The sequence below is a fragment of the Roseimaritima multifibrata genome, assembly GCF_007741495.1.
GTDB classification, from domain to species: domain Bacteria; phylum Planctomycetota; class Planctomycetia; order Pirellulales; family Pirellulaceae; genus Roseimaritima; species Roseimaritima multifibrata.
Genome location: NZ_CP036262.1, coordinates 6,520,770 through 6,540,115, shown reverse-complemented (window position 1 = coordinate 6,540,115; position 19,346 = coordinate 6,520,770). Strand labels below are relative to the sequence as shown.

At 55.1% G+C, this 19,346-nt stretch carries 14 protein-coding genes; 9 read left to right on the top strand and 5 right to left on the bottom strand.

The window, feature by feature from the left end; translation table 11 throughout:
• Positions 1–26 precede the first annotated feature (26 nt).
• The 9 genes from FF011L_RS23650 to FF011L_RS23610 all read left to right on the top strand — a co-directional run bounded on the left by FF011L_RS23650 (position 27) and on the right by FF011L_RS23610 (position 12,715).
• Positions 27–1,334, top strand: a complete 1,308-nt coding sequence (locus FF011L_RS23650) for a TIGR03000 domain-containing protein (RefSeq protein ID WP_145354413.1) — start codon at positions 27–29, stop codon at positions 1,332–1,334.
• Between the two features lie 193 nt (positions 1,335–1,527).
• Positions 1,528–2,373 (top strand): hypothetical protein, encoded by an 846-nt coding sequence (locus FF011L_RS23645; RefSeq protein ID WP_145354412.1) that lies wholly within the window; start codon positions 1,528–1,530, stop codon positions 2,371–2,373.
• Positions 2,373–3,389: a hypothetical protein gene (locus FF011L_RS23640; RefSeq protein ID WP_145354411.1), complete on the top strand. Its 1,017-nt coding sequence runs from the start codon at positions 2,373–2,375 to the stop codon at positions 3,387–3,389. The genes FF011L_RS23645 and FF011L_RS23640 overlap by 1 nt, the downstream gene beginning before the upstream one ends.
• A gap of 188 nt (positions 3,390–3,577) precedes the next feature.
• A complete protein-coding gene (locus FF011L_RS23635) occupies positions 3,578–4,858 on the top strand; it encodes a porin (protein WP_246109593.1) in 1,281 nt (426 codons plus the stop codon).
• A gap of 253 nt (positions 4,859–5,111) precedes the next feature.
• Positions 5,112–6,428: a beta-ketoacyl-[acyl-carrier-protein] synthase family protein gene (locus tag FF011L_RS23630; protein ID WP_145354410.1), complete on the top strand. Its 1,317-nt coding sequence runs from the start codon at positions 5,112–5,114 to the stop codon at positions 6,426–6,428.
• Positions 6,429–6,622: 194 nt separating this feature from the next.
• The gene (gene nusA / locus FF011L_RS23625; protein WP_145354409.1) at positions 6,623–8,101 is read left to right on the top strand and encodes a transcription termination factor NusA; all 1,479 of its coding nucleotides are present in this window, start codon (positions 6,623–6,625) and stop codon (positions 8,099–8,101) included.
• Between the two features lie 133 nt (positions 8,102–8,234).
• Positions 8,235–11,159: a translation initiation factor IF-2 gene (gene infB / locus FF011L_RS23620; RefSeq protein ID WP_145354408.1), complete on the top strand. Its 2,925-nt coding sequence runs from the start codon at positions 8,235–8,237 to the stop codon at positions 11,157–11,159.
• A gap of 40 nt (positions 11,160–11,199) precedes the next feature.
• Entirely contained in the window at positions 11,200–11,733 is a 534-nt protein-coding gene (rbfA, locus tag FF011L_RS23615) for a 30S ribosome-binding factor RbfA (RefSeq protein ID WP_145354407.1), read from the top strand.
• Between the two features lie 79 nt (positions 11,734–11,812).
• Positions 11,813–12,715 (top strand): hypothetical protein, encoded by a 903-nt coding sequence (locus FF011L_RS23610; RefSeq protein ID WP_145354406.1) that lies wholly within the window; start codon positions 11,813–11,815, stop codon positions 12,713–12,715.
• A gap of 156 nt (positions 12,716–12,871) precedes the next feature.
• Here the strand turns inward: FF011L_RS23610 and FF011L_RS23605 are convergent, their stop codons facing one another.
• The 5 genes from FF011L_RS23605 to FF011L_RS23585 all read right to left on the bottom strand — a co-directional run bounded on the left by FF011L_RS23605 (position 12,872) and on the right by FF011L_RS23585 (position 19,303).
• Positions 12,872–14,260, bottom strand: coding sequence for a GntP family permease (locus FF011L_RS23605; RefSeq protein ID WP_145354405.1), 1,389 nt, complete (start codon positions 14,258–14,260; stop codon positions 12,872–12,874).
• A gap of 32 nt (positions 14,261–14,292) precedes the next feature.
• Positions 14,293–15,066 (bottom strand): 3-hydroxybutyrate dehydrogenase, encoded by a 774-nt coding sequence (locus FF011L_RS23600; protein ID WP_145354404.1) that lies wholly within the window; start codon positions 15,064–15,066, stop codon positions 14,293–14,295.
• Positions 15,067–15,071: 5 nt separating this feature from the next.
• Positions 15,072–16,004: a 3-hydroxyacyl-CoA dehydrogenase family protein gene (locus FF011L_RS23595; protein WP_145354403.1), complete on the bottom strand. Its 933-nt coding sequence runs from the start codon at positions 16,002–16,004 to the stop codon at positions 15,072–15,074.
• A gap of 66 nt (positions 16,005–16,070) precedes the next feature.
• The gene (locus FF011L_RS23590; protein WP_145354402.1) at positions 16,071–17,255 is read right to left on the bottom strand and encodes an acetyl-CoA C-acetyltransferase; all 1,185 of its coding nucleotides are present in this window, start codon (positions 17,253–17,255) and stop codon (positions 16,071–16,073) included.
• A complete protein-coding gene (locus FF011L_RS23585) occupies positions 17,252–19,303 on the bottom strand; it encodes an AMP-binding protein (protein ID WP_145354401.1) in 2,052 nt (683 codons plus the stop codon). Before FF011L_RS23585 ends, FF011L_RS23590 begins: the two co-directional genes overlap by 4 nt.
• Between the last annotated feature and the right edge of the window lie 43 nt (positions 19,304–19,346).

Below are 19,346 nucleotides of genomic sequence, written 5' to 3'. Positions count from 1 at the left end.
GCAAAGCACAAAGGACGACAAAACAGATGAAACGAATTCGAATGATGGTGCCAGCGACAGTTTTGCTGGCAGGTTTGATGAGCTCGCCTGCAGATGCAGGTTGGGGAGTTCATCGCGGTGGATACGGGGCATCTTCTGGCGGTGCCAGCAGCGGCTACGCTTCGTACAGCGTTGGATCTTACGGCAGCAGCGGCGGATCTTACGGCAGCAGCGGCGGATCTTATGGTAGCAGCGGCGGCTCTTATGGCAGCAGCGGCGGCTCCTACGGTAGCAGTGGCGGATGCTCGGGTGGTCCCGGTTTGCTTTCGCGGATCCATACCGCCGTTCACTCGCACATCGCAGCGAAACGGGCGCGTCACATCGCTCGTCGCAGCCACGGCAGCAGCGGCTATTCCAGTCATGGTAGCAGCGGGTACTCCAGCTATAGCAGCAGCGGATACGCTAGTTACAACAGCAGCGGACAAGCCAGCTATCGCCGTTCGTATGCAAGTCACGGCAGCAGTGGCAGCAGCGGCAGCAGCGGAACCGTTCGTTATTCGGTTCCTAGCTACAGCAGCAACGGTTCCAGCGGATACGCCTCTAGCGGGTATTCCTCCAGCAGCTACGGTTATTCTGTTCCACAGGTACAGTACGAATCGCAAAGCGTTGGTACTCCGGTATACGGCGATTACTCGGAAGGTACGGTCATCGAATCGCATCCACAGGGTACCGTCATTGAAGGCGGAGACGCTGCTCCAGCAGTCGACGCCGCACCATCACCGGCTCCTGCTAAGGAAGCCGTCAAAGAAGCGGTTCCAGCCGAAGCACGCATTCAGCAGGATGCAGCTTTGATCACTTTGGCAGTTGCCGCGGACGCTCGCGTAACCGTTAACGGTCATCTGACCAGCAGCGAAGGCCCAATCCGTCAGTTCATGTCACGTGGATTGAAGGAAGGATTCACCTACACCTATGACATCGTCGTCGAGACCGTGGTTGATGGTGCTCCTCAGCAGCAGACACAAACCTTGAGCCTGCGTGCTGGTGATACCGAGCGATTGGTCTTCAGCGCACCTGTCTCCGACAAGGTCGAAACCGCTTTGGTGGTTTTGGTTCCTGAAGACGCACAGGTCGTGTTGGCTGGCAATTCCACCAAAGCAACCGGCGAAGAACGTGTTTACCGGACCAAGCAGTTGACCAAGGGGCAGGTTTGGGAAGGTTATGAAGTGACTGCAACGATCGTCCGTGACGGCCGCGAAGTTACTCAAACGCAAGTTCTGCGTTTGGAAGCAGGAAGTGAACGCAAGTTGGTCTTCGATTTTGACAACGAAGCGGACCTCACTTTGGCATCCCGTTAAAGCAAAAGTCCAAGCATCTTTATAAAAGGTGTTTAACGAAACGAAGCCGCTGCAGGTTTTCTGCAGCGGCTTTTTTCGTTTTGCTTCGTGGCCGGAGCGACTTTCTGTGGCGCTTCTGGCGTTCTGTACCATTCTGCGTGCTAAAGTTAAACTCGAGGCCGACGGCTAACTTTACGCAAGGAATAAGATAGGCATGGTAGCGACACGTGCAGTGGAGGCTTCAGCGGTGGAGCGGTCTGCGGAATCCGAATCGGTTGGCGGCATGCCGTCGACGCGTTGGCGTTGGATCCTTAGTGGATTGATCCTCTGGCATCTATGGGCTGTCGTTGGCGAGCCGGTCGAGTTTATTACGCGTCTGCCGTTTAATGCGGACGGTTCTCCCGCGGGAGTCGCATTAAATACGCCGGTGCGACGATATAGTGAATTCCTCTATATGAACCACGGCTATGCCTTTTTTGCACCCGATCCCGGCCCTAGCCATTTAATCGATGTTCATGTGCAGCGGCCGGATGGGGCGGAAACGTCGGTCCTATATCCCGATCTTGAAAGTCAGTGGCCGCGGTTGTTGTACCACCGGCACTTTATGTTGACCGAGTTCCTCAACAACGTGCACGCGGCTCCGATACCGGCGGAGGTGAAGGAGCGGGAACCGGACGAAATGGTTCGCCGCTGGCAGGCGAGTCGAGATCAATACGAATCGATCCGCGATTCTTTCCGCCGGCATCTGGCGGGTAAGGCAGGGGTTCCCGTCGATCAGATCACGGTCGATCGTGTCGAGCACCGTGCTCCCTTTGTTCCCGAATATTTACGCGACCAAGTTCGCCTTCGCGATCCTCGGCTTTACGTCAATTTGTTGGATGAAGCGATGCCGCCGGAACCCTATCCACCCGCCGCTTATCAGCCGGACCCGGTTCCTCGAGAAAACCTTCCCGTAGGTAGCCCCGCCGCCGTCGAAGGTTCCGCCGTCGATGGTCCCGCCGTCGATGATTCCGCGGGTGATGATTCAGTAGGCGATGATCTGCAGGGAGAACAGCAGTAATGGATCGATCTAAATGGGTTCTCGATTCGGTTCGGGATTGGGCTGCAGGGTTGGTGACTAATTGGAACCGGTTTTGGTTCGAGCCTCGCTTGCCTCACACGTTGGCGTTGATTCGCATCGCCACCGGTTCGATGCTGCTTTATATCCACGTGGTGTTGGCTGGGGATCTGCTTTCGTTTTTGGGCCCCGACGCCTGGATTGATAACGCGACGATCCGTGATTTACATCAAGGGGCGATTGTTCCTGAGAACGGGGACTGGGGGCGATCGTATTTATGGTGGATCGATCATGCGGCGTTGCTGTGGGGGCATCATCTGCTGATGTTGCTGGTTGCAGCCGCCCTGATGTTAGGGCTGGGGACGCGTGTCGTCGCACCATTGGCCTGGGGGATGCAGTTGATGTATGTCCACAGGCTGACCGGATCGCTGTTCGGTTTGGATCAGATTGTCACGATGCTGTTGATGTATTTGATGTTGGCGCCCTGCGGGGCTGTCTATTCACTGGACGCAAAGTTACGCGGCCGCTTTCTTCATTTGGTCGAGGGGAAGTGGCGGGGGACCTGGAAAGCTTGGATGTTCCCTTCCGCAGAAGCTTCACCGGCGGTCACGATCGCCACCCGACTGGGGCAGTTGCATTTGTGCGTGATCTATTTGTTTGGCGGCCTGTGGAAAGCCAGAGGCGAAACGTGGTGGGATGGTAGTGCGCTTTGGTTTTCGGTTGCCAATTATGAATACCAGTCATTGGACGTGACCTGGTTGGTGGCTCGTTACCCCTTGCTGTGTAGTGCAGCGGCGCACGCGACGATTTTTTGGGAAACCTTTTACTGTGCTTTGGTGTGGCCGAAATTGACTCGCCCTTTTGTGCTAATGATGGCGGTGATGGTACACGGGGGGATCGCTATATGCTTGGGGATGGTCACTTTTGGTTGGATCATGATCGTTGCTAATTGTTTGTTCGTTTCGCCCACCTTTGTGAGGGGGTTGTTGTCGGGTTCGGGGGGCAACAAGCCTCATTGAGCCGTCATAATCGTTACCTTCGCAACGACCGTTTCTTTTCCGGAGGTTAGATCCTCGGATTATCCAACAAAGCCATTCTTTCCGGGCTACCCATCCGATATCTCCCAGTAAGGCGTAAGACAAAACACTTCGTTTGTGCGCTAAAACTTCGGATTGGGGAGAATCCTGTGAAACTGAGTAAAATTGCTATGCTTGCAGCTGCTTTGTGCACGATGCACATGGGCGCCGCTGCCGCTGATGACTATACCAACGCTTATGCGTCGGCCGTTGTACCTGCCTCTTGCACCGACGGTTGTGATACCGATGGCTGCGACATCGCCTGTGGTTGCTCCGATAGCAGCTGTGACGGGATGTGTGGAGGCTGCTCAACCGGACTGGGAATCGGAGATCTGTTCGGCGATTGTTGCCTGGGCGATCCCTACAGCGTCTTCGGCGATTACAACGGCTGGTCCGTTGGTGGCTGGGGACAGTTGGGCTATCACAGCCAGAACGGTCAGAATCGATTCAACAACTATGCTGACAAGATTCAGATGCAGCAGTTGTGGATGTATGCAGAGAAGGTAGCCGACGGTAGCTGCGGACTGGACATCGGGGGTCGCATTGACTTCATGTACGGTACCGACGCTAACGACACTCAGGCCTTTGGCCCTAACAACGACAGTTGGGATCAAACCTGGGACAACGGACCTTACGGCTGGGCACTGCCTCAGTTGTATGTTGAAGCAGCTTACGGAGATTTGTCGGTTAAAGCCGGTCACTTCTACACCGCTATCGGTTACGAAGTTGTTGCGGCTCCGGATAACTTCTTCTACAGCCACGCTTACACGATGTACAACAACGAGCCGTTTACCCACACCGGGTTCTTGGCAACGTACGATGTGTCGAGCGATTTGTCGGTCTTTGGTGGTTACACCTTCGGCTGGGACAGCGGTTACGTAGACAATGGTGACAACTTCCTCGGTGGTTTCACCGTTGGAATGTCGGAAGACGTGTCGTTGACCTACGCAACGACCATCGGTCGTTTCGGCACCAACGGTGCTCTGGGTGCAGCGACTTCCGGAGTCCAGGAAGAAGGCTACATGCACAGCATGGTATTCGATGTTGCTCTAACTGAGAAAACCACCTGGATTTCGCAGTGGGATTACATCAACACCCACGCAAACAATACGGATGTTAACTTCCGTAAAGGTTTCGCCTTGGTCAACTACTTGATGTATGACATCAATGACTGCACCGCGGTTGGAACTCGCTTTGAGTACTTCCACCGCGATCCAGACACCGGAGTTGTTGGTGACGACAACGTCGACGTCTACGATCTGACCTTCGGCTTGAACCACCGGTTCAACTCGAACTTGATCGTCCGTCCTGAACTTCGCTGGGACTGGGACAAAGATGGCGACTTCGCTATCAACGAGAACAATGCTGCATCGCAGACAACGTTCGGAATGGACGCTATCTTGACCTTCTAGGTCTTGATGAATCACAGGGCTCCCAGGAATCCGCATGCCGGCCAGCTTTCTACGGAAAGCTGGTCGGTTTTTGTTTTTGGCGACCCATGTGCTGGAAGTCCCCGTCTGGAGCGTTTGCCCATCTCGTCGGATTCAGTCCGGAGTGATTAGAATGCGTCTCTCCATCGTTGGGAGCACTGGGTGTCCCGCGAAAATTGTCGGGGATACAAGGGTGTCCCTCAAAAATTTGCCGTAATCGATCAGCTTGGAAGTCATGGTTCAGCAAAAGAATACTCTGCCTCGCGTAGTGATCACCGGTCTTGGCGTGGTTAGCCCGCTTGGAAATGATCCAAAACGACTCTATGAGCGGTTGCTTCAGGGGGAAAGCGGCATTTCACGTCTGGAAAGCATCCCGACCGAAAGCTTGCCCATCGCTTGCGGTGCCGAAGCAAAGGACTTTACTGGCAAAATCGACAATTATGGGCCGTTGGAGAAAGCCCTGCAGCGGACGATCCGCAAGGGCAGCAAGGTCATGTGCCGCGAGATCGAAATGGGGGTGGCGGTAGCCCAGTTGGCACTGACCGATGCCGGTCTGACGGCCGAAATCCGCGATCCGCATCGAACCGGAGTGATCTACGGTTGCGATTACATCATGACCCTTCCCGAAGAATTCGCCGCCGGGGTGCAGAAGTGCCTGAATGAGGATGGGGAATTTCAGTTTGATCAGTGGGGGGCCAAGGGAAAGCCCGAGGTGAATCCGCTGTGGCTGTTGAAGTACCTGCCCAACATGCCAGCCAGTCATATCGCGATTTATAACAATCTGCAGGGACCGAACAATTCGATCACCATCCGTGAAGCAAGTGCTCCGGCAGCCATCGGTGAAGCCTTTGTGACGCTGCAGCGGGGGCATGCGGATGTGATTCTGGTCGGTTCGACCGGTTCGAAGGTCCATCCTTTCCGGACAATGCATGCTTGCATGCAAGAGGAACTGGCGGCCGACCGCGATGATCCTGCTAAGATGAGCCGCCCGTTTGACGCCGATCGCGATGGGTCGGTGCTCGGGGAAGGGGCTGGGGCAATGATTTTGGAAACCCTGGAGCACGCCGAAGCGCGTGGGGCCAATATCTTGGGTGAAGTCTGCGGGTATGGAAGTAGTGCTGTGGCGGGGAGTGTGGTGGCGGATTTCCAGCACCAAGCCATCTTGAATGTGCTTCGAGCCGCTTGCCGCGATGCACCGCAGGTCGGGCATGTTCACGCTCACGGGCTGGGGACCGTTTCGGGCGATCGCCAGGAAGCGGGGGCAATTGCTGAATTCTTCGAGGGGGCAACGGCTCCTCCGGTGGTCGCTGCCAAAGGTAATTTTGGCAATTTAGGGGCCGGTGGGGGAATGGTCGAAGTAATCACTAGTTTGCTTGCCATGCAAGCTGGGGAGCTTTTCCCGGCTCCCAACTATCAAACTCCCGATGCCGACTGTCCGGTTTCGCTCTGCGTTGAACGGGGCGTTTCGGCAGGCGATAGTTTCGTGTCGGTCAACATCACCCCACAAGGGCAGGCCGCGGGCGTCCGAATCGCCAAACTGGGTGCTGAGTAGCCATTTAAGGGGGCTGGAGGGGCATCGGGGCGTCGGTTCAGCGTGGCTGAACGCGAACGTGACCGGTTCTGATTTGCCGTTGGTTGACACATCGCCGGCCGGCCGGTAACCTCAGTCCTTCGAATAGATCCTGCGACCAGCCCGGGTCCCATTGGCCGGGCCGTTTTTTTGTCTGTGGAAACCATTAGAACTGCATGAATCCCCAAGATATTCTTCGTTACGTCGACTCGCTCCATCGCGAAAAGAACATAGATAAAGAAATCGTGTTCTCCGCGATTGAGTCTGCGCTGCAGACTGCGGCCAAGCGGCAGTACGGCGAAGACTCGGACATTGTTGTCCGCCTGGATCGTCAGTCCGGAAAGATCCAAGCGGTCTTGGACGGCGAAGCAGTCGGTGAAGATCAAATTGGCCGAATTGGTGCCCAGACTGCCAAGCAAGTCATCATTCAAAAAGTCAAAGAGGCCGAGCGAGACTCCCTGATGTTGGAGTATCGCGAACTGATCGGTCAGATCGTGAGCGGCACGATTGGTCGAGCCGATGGCGGTGTTGCGACGGTGAATCTTGGGAATGTCGAGGCCATTTTGCCTCGTAGTGAACAGATTCCTGGCGAATCGCTGCACGCCAACGAGCGGGTTCGAGCGGTTGTGTTTGAGGTTCGGGCCGCGGGCAACCGGGTTCGCGTTGTCCTCAGCCGAACGCGTCCGCAATTGGTGCAGCGGTTGTTTGAACAAGAGATCCCTGAGCTTTCCGATGGCACGATTGAAATCAAATCGGTCAGTCGTGAGCCTGGTTATCGCAGTAAAGTTGCGGTTGCCAGTATGGATAATCAGGTCGATCCTATCGCCGTTTGTGTCGGTTTTCGCGGCAGTCGAATCAAGGCGGTTCGTGAAGAGCTGGCCGGTGAACATATCGATGTGATTCGCTATAGCGATGATCCTCTGGTTTTGGTTCCCAATGCGTTGCAGCCCGCTGAAGTCGAACAGGTCCTGCTTTGTGATATGATCGGGCGAGCCATTGTGTTGGTTCAGGAAGATCAGTTATCGCTAGCGATTGGGCGACGAGGACAGAATGTCCGTCTGGCCAGTAAACTGTGTGGCTGGGACATCGAAATCATGACCGGCGGCGAACTGGAGGAACAGATCAGTCGCGCTGTCTCTGGTTTCTTGGAGCTGGAAGGTGTTACCGAAGAGCTCGCTGGAGCTTTGGTTGAGCAGGGGTATCTCTCCTATGACGACCTTTCGGTGATCGAACCGGATGCTCTGGTTGAAATGAGCGGCTTGACAGAAGCGGATGTCGACCGAATCGTTGAACAGGCGGAAGCTCGAGCCGAAGATGCCGAGGTTGCTGCCGCTGAAGAACGTCGAACCCGACGCGACAATGAAAAAAAACAAGTAGAGAGTAGTGAACCGGCTGCTGTTGCAGCAGAAGTTCCTGCGGAAGCAGCGACTGAGGTTCCTGCGGAAGCAGCGGCAGAAGTTCCTGCAGAAGCAGCGACTGAGGTTCCTGCAGAAGCTCCGGATTCGGAGCAAGCGGTTGCAGAAGATGGCTCTACGGATCAAAATTTGGAAGCGGCAGGGAAACCTGCTGTTGAAGAACAAACTTCGGAGTCCGAGGCAGCCTCTGGTGACGAAGATTCGGATGAAGCGGCTCAAACCAGTCAGCAAAGTAGTTGATGCGCCGCAGAGGCCCAGTGGGAAACCAGCTGGGTCAGGACTGCCGCTTCGCGACAATGTCGAGCGAAGCGTATGGAGGAAATGATGTAATTTAACGACATGTCACGAAACGATTCCACAGGATTCCTGCCCCGTGCCCGTACGCATTTACGCGCTCGCAAAAGACTTAAAGTTAGACAGCAAAGAGCTGGTCGAAATCTGTAAAAAAGCTGGTGTTACCGGCAAGGGTTCCGCACTGGCAAGCTTGGATGATGATGAAGTTCAGCGTGTTGAAAAATATCTAGAAGCCGGCAAACAGAAAAAAGCCGCTCCTGCCGTTTCAGTTGCAAAAGGAGCCTCTGCTCCGATTGCCCCGGTTCGTGGGGGTGACGTGATCTCTGATCGCGGTACTGCGAATCGGGTAATTGGACGTCGCACCACTGGGGCTCCAAGTGAGCCTGCAGCCGAACCGCCGCAGTCCGCTCAAGCAGATGCACCTCCGGCTACCAAGCCCGTCGAGGATCTGCCTGCTGAAACAGCCAAGCCTGCTGAACAGCCGGTTGCAGAGACAACACCTGCTAAGACGCCCGCGGCTAGCGAGCCCGCTGCGACGTCCAAAGCTCCTCCGGCAACTCCGAAGGAAAAGCCAGCAGCCTCTGCGCCGAAAGCGAAACCTCAGCAGCCTGAGATGAGCCCCGGTCCTCTTTCGCCGATGCGCCGTGACCCTGTTGGGCATGGTGGTGGCGGCAAGATTCGCGTCATCGGACGTGGCAGTCGTTCCAGTCAATCGAGTCGTGGTGAAGGCGATTCCGGCGGAGCCCCTCGAGCTCCGAAGCGACGGGAACCGTCGATCAAAATCAACTTGGCGGCCCTTCCCGAAGCGAAGCCGCCTGCACCGAAGAAAAGTGGTTCGGAGCCGCCGGCGCAGCAGCCGGAAGTTCGATTCACCAAAGATGCGATCGCCGGCCACAAGCAAGGTGACGCCGCTGGAATCGATAAAGTTGTCTCCGACGAAAAGAAGAAGCCTGCGACACGTCCTGGTGGTCTGACCGAATTTGCTGAGAAAGCAAAGGGTCGGTCGCCGCGAGTTAGCGAAGCGGACGAAGCGGCTGAAAAGAAACGCAATGCGGGTATGGCCGGGGCACGTCCTGACCGTAACCGAAGCCGACGCCCCAACAATCGCCGCGACCTGATGGAAGGTGGCGGAGGTGATTTCGGTCGACGCCGAGGTGGTGGACGGCACGGTGGTGGTAGACGCCGTAAAGGTGTCAACACCGCAGCTCCCCGAAAAGAGGCTGTTTCTTTGGAATTGCCATGCTCGATGCGAGATTTCTGCGAAGCGACTGGAGTCCCCGTGGCTCAAGTCCTCCGTTTCATGATGGGAATGGGCGTGATGGCAAACATCAACGCCACGATCGATCAGCAAACGGCAGAATTGATTGCAGCCGATATGGATTTGACAATCGATCTGAAAGCTCATGAGACGCTTGAAGACGAATTGATCACTTCGCTCGAAGAAGCCGAAGACGAAGAAGCGGATCTGGTTACACGAGCTCCGATTGTGACCTTCCTGGGTCACGTGGATCACGGCAAAACCAGCCTGCTGGATGCCTTGATCGGCATCAATGTTGTCAAAGGCGAAGCGGGCGGAATTACGCAGCACATTCGAGCCTACACGGTCGAAAAAGATGGCCGCGCGGTCACCTTTGTCGATACGCCGGGTCACGAAGCGTTTACCGAAATGCGTGCTCGTGGTGCGAACGTCACCGACATCGCGGTTTTGGTTGTGGCAGCCGACGACGGAATTATGCCGCAAACCGAAGAAGCGATCAGCCACGCAAAAGCGGCTGGTGTGCCAATCGTCGTTGCATTGAATAAATCGGACCTCGAAGGTGTCGATCCAATGCGGGCGATGACCCAGATGACCGAACATCAGCTGACTCCCAGTGAATGGGGTGGCGATACCGAAGTTGTGCGGACCAGTGCCACGACCGGCATGGGGTTGGATGAACTTCTGGAAACGTTGCTGACCGTCGCTGATTTGCATGAATACCGTGCGAATCCATCGCGTAAAGCACTGGGGGTTTGTTTGGAAGCCGAACAGCAAGGGGATCGCGGTGTGATCGCCAAGTTGGTCGTCCAGAACGGTACCCTGCGAGTTGGCGATATCCTGGTTTGCGGTTCCTCACACGGACGTGTGCGGGCCATGACCGATACGCTCACCAATGCTCCGTTACAAGAAGCTGGGCCAAGTACGCCTGTGAATCTGACCGGGCTGGATATACCTCCGGGTGCCGGCGATCGATTCCACGTCCTCAGCGATATCACGCAGGCTCGCGAAATCGCAGCATCGCGTGAACATGGCAGCCGAACGGAAAGCCTGTCCGGCGTCACCACCAAGGTTTCCTTCGAAACGTTCCAGGAATTGCTGGAACAGGGACGACTGGGCGAACAGCAAGAAAAGACCAAGCTGAACGTTATCATTCGCTCCGATGTTCGTGGCTCCTTGGAAGCTATCGACAAAGAACTAACCAAGCTGGAAAACCCTGAAGTCGAAGTGCGGGTTCTGCAGCGAAGTGTTGGTGGGGTTACCTTGGCCGACGTTACGCTCGCGTCCGCGTCCGATGCGGTGATCCTTGCCTTTAATGTGATTCCAGACGACGCCGCCCGCTCATTGGCGGATGAACGCGGAGTTGAAATTCGACGTTATGACGTGATCTATAAATTGACCGACGAAATTCGGTTGATGATCGAAGGACGCTTGCGGCCAGAAAAACGAAACGTTGAACTTGGACGGGCTCTGGTTAAGCAGATCTTCCAAATCAGCCGAATCGGCACGATTGCCGGTTGTTATGTCGCTCAAGGATCGATCCAGCGTGGTTGCCGAATTCGAGTCAACCGCGATGGCCGAACCATCGGTGATTATCCTTTGGATGCACTGCGGCGTGGTAAGGAAGACATCAAAGAGGTCCCGCGTGGAATGGAGTGCGGTATCAAACTGTCAGGTTACAACGACGTCAAACAGGACGATGTTTTGGAAGCCTACAAAATCGAAGAAGTCGCTCGGACTTTGGATTGATCCCTCTCTTTCCTCCCCTCTCTCTTATTGCCGTTAATCTGTGACCAGTCGACGTTTATTAAAAGCCGCCGAAGCGATTCGTGAAGTGGTGGCTACCTCGATCCTTACCGACATTCGTGACCCTCGCATCCAAGATGTGACGGTGGTGCGTGTGAAGGTTAGTACCGACATGCGTGAAGCCAAAGTCTTTGTCAGTGTGATGGGGGATGAGGCTCAGGAAAAACTTTCGCTCCGAGGACTGCAAAACTCGGCGGGATTTCTGCAAGCGAAGATCAAGGACCGGATCGATAGCCGATATATCCCTCGGTTGCAGTTTGAAATCGATCGCGGGAGTCAGAGCGCGTTAGAGGTCGGTGAATTGCTTGCTAAAATTCGCCGTGAACGTGAGGAAGAGGAGGCCGCAAAATTGGCGGCAGCCGGTCTAGCCGACGGTCAAGATCCCGCGGAAACAGACGCCATCTCGGAAGAGAGCGTCGCAGCGGAGCCGTCTGGTAGCGACGATGACACCCTTGAAAATACAACGAACACTCCCGTCGACGGCGAAGCTGGCGACGATGACAAGGTTGGCGATTAGGCTTGATAACCTGAATCATAGCCTTGTTTCCCTTAAACTTTGATCTCCCGACACCTACGCAACCTACGGGTACCGCGCGATGACCGCCAGTAACCGAGCCGCTCGGATTGCCAAGCTGCACACGTCTCTGAAGAAACACTACAAGCCTGTTCCCAATTCAAACCGTCCGCTGATGGAGCATCTGTTGTATGCCTGTCTGCTAGAAGGGGCGCCCGCGGAACTAGCGGATGAAGGTTTGGCAAAACTTGAACAGCAATATTTCGACTGGAATGAAGTCCGCGTAACAACGGTTTCAGAAATAGCCGAACTGCTTTCAAGTCTTCCCAATCCCATGAATGCAGCCACGCGTCTGAAGCGTTGTTTGCAGTCCGCGTTTGAAGCGTTCTACTCTTTTGATCTGGAAGATCTGAAGAAGCAGAATCTAGGCAAGGCGGTTGAACAGTTCGAAGCGCTGCCAGGAATGACGCCCTTTGTGCTCTCTTCGGTTGCACAGCATGGCTTGGGGGGACACTCCATTCCTGTCGATTCCTATGGCTTGCGAATTATGTTCGCTTGCGGAATTATCAACGAAGCCGAGATGGTCACACGGAAGGTTCCTGGTTTGGAACGAGCCATTCCGAAAAGTAAGGGAATGGAATTTGGCTCGCTATTGCAGCAGGCGAGTATCGCTTTGCGGCAAGACCCGCAAGACAAAACCGTCCATGCAGTGGTTTCGGCCGTCGATAAGGATGCCGTTAAATCGCTTGCGATTCTTGAACTGGCTTTGAAGGCGTCTGCAAAAGTGGCGACCGAGTCCGTAGAAGATGTGGATGAAGAGGTGAGCAAATCGTCCGCAAAGAAAGCGACCACGAAAAAGGCTGCAACCAAGAAGACGCCAGCGAAGAAAGCAGCCAAGAAGGTGCAGGCGAAGGAAGCTCCCAAAAAAGAAGCAAAACCTGCGAAGGCTCCCGCAAAAAAGTTGACCAAGCGTAAGCCACGCTAATCCATCATCCGTTTAGCAAACGGAAAGCATCCCGTCCGAATAGGCGTGAATGCTATGAGCAAAAGGAGTTCGCTCCTCGCTCTGGTGCATTTGGCTGCAAGAGGCTCCGCATTCTGTGTCGGGGCTTTTTTTGTGTCCTTACGTGCCTGAATGGGCTTAGAACGAACCGAACATGCTTCCAACCACGATGACCGTGATGGTAGCGATCGCGGGGATTAGGACCGCGACCATGAAAATGTCGGCGTAGGATGTTCGGTGTGTTAGGTTTGTGATTGCCAGCAGCGTAATCACCGCTCCATTGTGTGGAAGCGTGTCGAACGCCCCCGCGGACATCGAGGCGACTCGGTGCAATAGTTCCGGCGAGATTCCAGACTGTTCTCCCAGTTGCAGGTAGGTCGCTCCCAGGGTTTCCAAGGCGATGCTTAATCCGCCGGAGGCCGATCCTGTGATCCCTGCCAAGGTTGTCACGGCGATGGCCTCGGACACCAGAGGATTTCCCGGTGATAGGTTCACCACGTAGTCTCGGACGATTATGAATCCCGCCAGCGACGCAATCACGGTCCCGTATCCGACTTCGGAAGCGGTATTGAAAATTGGTAGCAGCGAATCTTTGGTTCCCTGGTTAATGGATACCTGAAGGTTGGTCCACCGCTTCCAGTGCAGCACGATCAACGTCGCCGTCGCAAGCAACAGTCCACAGATGATTGACCAAATCCCCAGCACCGATTTTAATTCCGTGGCTCCGTATTTAGCTTCGCTTAGATACGGCGTCTCCCAGTTCGGAATCAGGTATTTGCTGAACACAAAATTGCCCGTGATCACGATCAGGATTGGAAGGATCGCTACCCAGAAGGAAGGCGTTTGTGAACCTGCCTGCGGATCGTCCAGTTCTTCGGCCGGTTCTCGATAACTTTCACCCGCAGCGATCGCTCGACGCGCTCGGAAGTTCAGCCACATCGTTCCGCCGCACAGCATGATGGCCCCACCGATGATTCCCAGCACTGGAGCGGCAAAGGGAGTCGTGCCGAAGAAGGGCATCGGGATTGCATTTTGAATGGCCGGTGTGCCTGGCAAAGCGGTCATCGTAAACGTGAAGGCTCCCAACGCGATCGCGGCGGGAATGAATCGTTTGGGGGTTCCTGATATCCGAAACACATCGGCGGCAATCGGATAGACCGCGAACGCAACCACAAACAAAGAGACGCCGCCGTAGGTCAGGATTCCGCATGACAGTACGACCGCCAGGATCGCTTGTTGCTGCCCCAGTCGAGCGACAATGAACTGCGAAATCGACCGCGCTGATCCGGAATCTCCCATCAGCTTGCCGAAGATCGATCCCAGCAGGAACAGTGGGAAGTACTTGATCAGGTACCCGCCCAGGCTTTGCATGAATATCTGAGTGTAGGTTGCCAAGAGGGGACCTTGCTGCCCAAGAACCACAGCCAGCAGCGCCATCAGCGGGGCCAGCACCAACACGTTGTAACCTCGGTAGGCCAGCAGCATCAGCAGGACTAGTGACAGGACAATTCCAAAAATGCCAAGCATGGTAACTTTCTAAACGCTTCCAAAAGGAAAAATTATTGTGCCGTCCAGCCACAATCAATGTTCCAGTTCGCTCCGGTGACGGATCGAGCATGTTCGGAGCAGAGGTATAAGACTAGGCTGGATATTTCTTGCGGAGCAATCATCTGTCCGGTGGCTGCCGACTTCAGGAAGACTTCGCTTTCGACGGCATCGGGACGAATTCCACGCGTTTCCGCCTGAGCCGCGATTTGCTGTTCGACCAGTGGGGTTCGCACGTATGCGGGGCAGATTGCGTTGACGGTGATTCCCTCTGGACCGCCTTCCAGAGCGGCGGTTTTGGTTAATCCGATCAACCCGTGTTTCATCGACGTGTAGCCGACTTTGTGCGGCGAAGCGACCTGCGAATGGATCGAACCGATGTTTACGATCCGTCCCCATTGCTTGTGCTTCATTCCTGGCCAAACCAGCTGAGTCAATCGTAGCGGAGCGGTCAGCATGACCGCGAACATCCGGTGCCAGACATCAAGTGGAAACGATTCCAGCGGACAGATGTGCTGAAATCCTGCGTTGTTGATCAACACGTCAATCGCGGCAAATTGTTGCAAACCCTGCTGCACAATTTGTTCGCATCCCGATTCCGTCGACAAGTCGGCCTGAACAAAATGGACTTCGTCGGATCGTGCTGAAAAATCATCCAGGAAATCGGGCGGGTTCCGATCGGTCAGCACCAGTTTGTAGCCCGCAGCGTAAAAGCATTTCGCTAGGTCGGCGCCGATCCCGCTGGCGGCTCCGGTGATCAGTGCCGTGCGTGAAGCGTGTTGGGGCATGGTCTTCATTCATCCAGAAGTTTCAGTAATCGAACCAGTTTCTCGTCGCGCCATTGAGCCCGTTCTTCCGGAGGGCACTTTTTTCGCAGCGGTTCGATGCCAGCGATCGCTTTTTCGCGAGCCGATTCGGGAATCCGAGTCCACGTTTGCATGTCCTCCCAGTAGGACGTGAACGAACGCCCGATGCCATCGATGAACGCCTGGTAGCCTCCCTCACCGCCACCTAAATCGTAGATCGCATGTTGTCCCATCAGCGCCCACCGCAGCCCAGGGCCGTTACATAAAGCGGCGTCGATGTCTTCCAGGCTGGCCACGTCATCGTCCAGGAGTGCCAGGGCTTCTCGCCAAACGGCGGCTGCCAGTCGGTTGGCAATGTGTCCGGGAACTTCCTTGTTCAGGACAACTGGGCGTTTGCCAAACCGTAGGAAAAATTCCCGGACAGTGGTGACGGTGTCTGCACTGGTTTTTTTACCAGGCACAAGTTCCACTAACGGAATCAGGTGCGGCGGATTGAAGGGGTGGGCGATCAGTGAACGGCTAGGATGTTTTAGAACTTCCTGCATCTTCGACATCAACAGCCCGGAGGAACTGCTGGCGATGATCGCCTGCGGCGAAAGATGTTGTTCGATGGCACGATAGACCTCCGCCTTTGTGTCGTAGTCTTCGCGGACCGATTCCTGCACATAGTCGCAATCCGACAACAATTCTTGCAGCGTTTTCACTGGCTGCAGATTTTGTAAAGCCGACTGCAGGTCTTCCGCTGCCAGCATGTCCAGGTCGACCAGCCGGCGAAGATTTTCGCCCGCCCGTTTAACACCTCGCTCGCAAGCGGTTTGGTCGACATCGTATAGACGCGTTTTCTGGCCTTGGAGGGCAAACCACGTCGCCCAGCTGGAACCAATGAGACCGCAACCGAGGATCGCAATATTCTGAAGCACGGTGAACTGATTTCCTGTGTAACATGTCTGTCGGCTGCTGGTTTCTTAAACGCGGCTTCGATCTGATTATTCTGCCGCTTCAAACAGCATGGCAATCCCCATGCCGCCGCCAATGCAGAGGGCCGCGATTCCAAGTCGATTTTGGCGTTTCTGCATTTCGTGCAGCAAGGTCACTGCCACGCGAGCTCCACTGGCTCCCAGGGGATGTCCAAGTGCAATCGCTCCGCCGTTAACGTTAACGCGATCGATATCCCAATCCAAAAACTTGCCCACTGAAAGGGCTTGCGCCGCGAAGGCTTCGTTCACTTCAAACAGATCGATGTCGGCTAGTTTTAGTGATTCTTTCTCCAGCAGTTTCGTAACCGCAACGGCAGGCCCCATTCCCATTTCCATTGGATCGACACCCACGTTGCAGAACGACCGAATCCATGCCAAGGGTTTTAGGCCCTGTTGCTGAACCTCCGATTCGCTAACCAGTAACAGTGCGGCGGCTCCGTCATTCAGCCCCGATGCGTTGGCTGCCGTCACCGTACCGCCATCCTGAAAACAGGGTTGAAGACCGGACAGTTTTTCAAGTTGTGTATTGCTGCGAGGATGTTCATCCTGCGATACCACGACCGGTTCCCCTTTCCTTTGCGGCACCGAAACAGGAACGATTTCCTGTTGGAACCTTCCCGCTTCAAACGCCGCTTGGTAACGCTGTTGACTAAGCAGTGCAAACTGATCCTGAGCGGTTCGCGAAATGTCAAATTGCGAGGCGAGATGTTCGGCGGTGGATCCCATGTGGCAATCGTAGAAGGCATCCCAGAGTGCGTCGTGAATCAGAGTGTCGACGATTTGCTGATGCCCCATCCGCAATCCTGTTCGTGCATTCGGCACGACATAGGGAGCATTGCTCATGCTTTCCATGCCGCCGGCGATGATCGTCTTTGCGTGGCCTGACTGAATCGCTTGGGCTGCGAGGGCGACCGCTTTTAATCCTGAACCGCACAACATGTTGACCGTCGTTGCCGGAACAGCGTAGCCCAGTCCCGCTCGAACAGCCGCCAGCCGTGCTGGGTTCGCGCCGGAACCGGTTGAATAAACCTGCCCCATCAATACTTCATCAACCTGCGACGATGTCACGCCGCCACGACGGAGCACTTCCGCAATGGTGATCGCGCCTAGTTGATCGGCGGGAATGGACGCGAACGCCTTTTGAAACGTCCCGATCGGAGTTCGCGTGGCGGCAACGATGGCAACTTTGGTCATGAACCTATTTGTCCTTGTTGTTTGCAGAGATACGCGTCACGCAGATTTCGACGCATGATTTTGTTGGAGGCGGTCCGCGGCAATAAGTCAATCAACGCCACGTTCTGGATTTTGAACAGTGGGTTTAGTTCGCTTTTGATGCTCTGCTGCAGCTGTTGATGAAGGTCCGGCAAATGGATTTCAGAGTATAACACAACGTAGACGACAAGCTGTTCTGGGCCACCGCCTGGGGGCGGTACCGAGATCGCGGCCAGTTCACGGATGGCTGTGTGTTGCACCAAAAGCTCTTCAATCTGCACACAACTGACTTTGATACCACCTAGATTCATTGCATCATCGATACGGCCGTGAGCTCGATAATACATTCCCGGCAGTGCTTCGATCTGATCGCCGTGACGACGTAGGACCTGTTGCTTCGGTCCGGCTGGAATTCCGGCGTAGTAAGCTTCGTGGTGATCGCGGTTCAGCAACCGAGTTGACAGGCCAAGAGCCGGTGGTTCGAAAAAGACTTCACCGTTGGTGGTTTCCGTAAAAGTATCGTCCATCAAAATCCACGACAGCCCCATAGCTTTCGCCGAAAACATGCCGGGCACGGCGGGGCGCGTGAGGGTTCCGGTGATATAGGATCCTCCCGTTTCCGTACCGCCGCAATATTCGACCACTGGACGGTAACCAGCGCGAGACATCAGCCACAGCATGTCATTGGCGTTGGAGCATTCACCGGTCGAACTGAACAAACGGATGGCGTTCCAGTTCAGGTCTTTTGTGTGATCTTGTTTGCGCCACTGTGAAACCAGGCTGGGGACCAGTCCCAGCATCGTGACCGCGGATTTTTCGACGAATTCACAGAATGTTCGGCCCGTTGGAACGGAAGACGAAATCGCAATGGTGGCTTTGTTAATCAAGGCCGCGTAGACCAGCCACGGTCCCATCATCCAGCCAAGGTTTGTGGGCCAGCACAGCACGTCGCCGACACGCACATCGTGGTGGAAGTACGCATCGCTCGCCGATTTGATCGGGGTGACATGGTCCCATGGAATCGCTTTGGGGCTGCCCGTTGTTCCCGAAGAGAAAAGAATGGTGGTTTCGTCGCTGGGCTGGCAAGCAACCGATCGCAGCACCGCATCATCCGAAAGAAAATCGTCCCATTCCAAGTCCTGGTTGCGGATCGCAATGTCTCGACGGGATGACCCACGAAACACGATCGCGTTGACGTTTTGCTGATCGGTAATCTTTGCAAAAAGCGGATAAGCTTTTCCGCCTCGCAGGATTTCATCTTGGATAAAAATGAACTTCGCTTGAGTGCACTCTAACCGGATGGCCATTTCGTTTGCGGAAAAGCTGTCGGCAATCGTTACCGCCGAACAACCCGCCGCGATGATTCCCAGGAATACGGCCACCGCGTCTGCGGTCATGGGCATCGCAATGGCGACGCGGTCTCCGGGAACCACTCCCCGTTCCGTCAGTCCATTAGCGACGCGTGCCGTCAGCGATTTGAGTTCGCCGTAGGTTCGTTGTTCCAGATGGTTGTCCGGATCACCTGAAATGATTGCCGTCGCTGTCTCGTCTGCCTGAAAGCAGCTTTCAACGATATTCAACGTTGCTCCTGCAAACCACTGCGTGTTTTCGACGCCAGCCGAAGTATCGCAGAATCGATCAGGAGGAGTGCGAAACTGGACGGGCAGTGCGTCGGCAATCCGGCTGGCAAATTCTTCCGGGTGCTGGACCGACCAACGGTGCAGGTCCTCGTAAGCCGACAGGTTCAGCGATTTCATCCATTTCCACAGATGCGTCACCTCGGCTTCTTCTTGTGTGGGAATCCACGCCGGACACGGCAAGTGTTGCTCGCGGTGCTGTGCATAATTCTGTTGGTACAGCAATTCATGAACGGCAAACGGGATCGATGGCGTCAGTAGTTGAGCGCTTATTCGTTGCCAACGCAAAGCTTCATCATCGATGTTCGACAACTGCTGAAGTTTCGGAAACCAGTCCTCTGCTTGAGCCGCCGTTAAGCCACTGGCCACCAATGTTTCAATAGAAATGTTCATCACGCTCTTCGGTTCCGCCTGCAATCGTTCAGTAACCACATCT

Bases quoted from the DNA above. Each gene is read 5' to 3' on its own strand.
- FF011L_RS23590 (WP_145354402.1), bottom strand. From the start codon at position 17,255: ATGACCAAAGTTGCCATCGTTGCCGCCACGCGAACTCCGATCGGGACG.
- FF011L_RS23645 (WP_145354412.1), top strand. From the start codon at position 1,528: ATGGTAGCGACACGTGCAGTGGAGGCTTCAGCGGTGGAGCGGTCTGCG.
- FF011L_RS23635 (WP_246109593.1), top strand. From the start codon at position 3,578: ATGCTTGCAGCTGCTTTGTGCACGATGCACATGGGCGCCGCTGCCGCT.
- FF011L_RS23640 (WP_145354411.1), top strand. From the start codon at position 2,373: ATGGATCGATCTAAATGGGTTCTCGATTCGGTTCGGGATTGGGCTGCA.
- nusA (WP_145354409.1), top strand. From the start codon at position 6,623: ATGAATCCCCAAGATATTCTTCGTTACGTCGACTCGCTCCATCGCGAA.
- FF011L_RS23605 (WP_145354405.1), bottom strand. From the start codon at position 14,260: ATGCTTGGCATTTTTGGAATTGTCCTGTCACTAGTCCTGCTGATGCTG.
- FF011L_RS23630 (WP_145354410.1), top strand. From the start codon at position 5,112: ATGGTTCAGCAAAAGAATACTCTGCCTCGCGTAGTGATCACCGGTCTT.
- FF011L_RS23600 (WP_145354404.1), bottom strand. From the start codon at position 15,066: ATGCCCCAACACGCTTCACGCACGGCACTGATCACCGGAGCCGCCAGC.
- FF011L_RS23585 (WP_145354401.1), bottom strand. From the start codon at position 19,303: ATGAACATTTCTATTGAAACATTGGTGGCCAGTGGCTTAACGGCGGCT.
- FF011L_RS23610 (WP_145354406.1), top strand. From the start codon at position 11,813: ATGACCGCCAGTAACCGAGCCGCTCGGATTGCCAAGCTGCACACGTCT.
- FF011L_RS23650 (WP_145354413.1), top strand. From the start codon at position 27: ATGAAACGAATTCGAATGATGGTGCCAGCGACAGTTTTGCTGGCAGGT.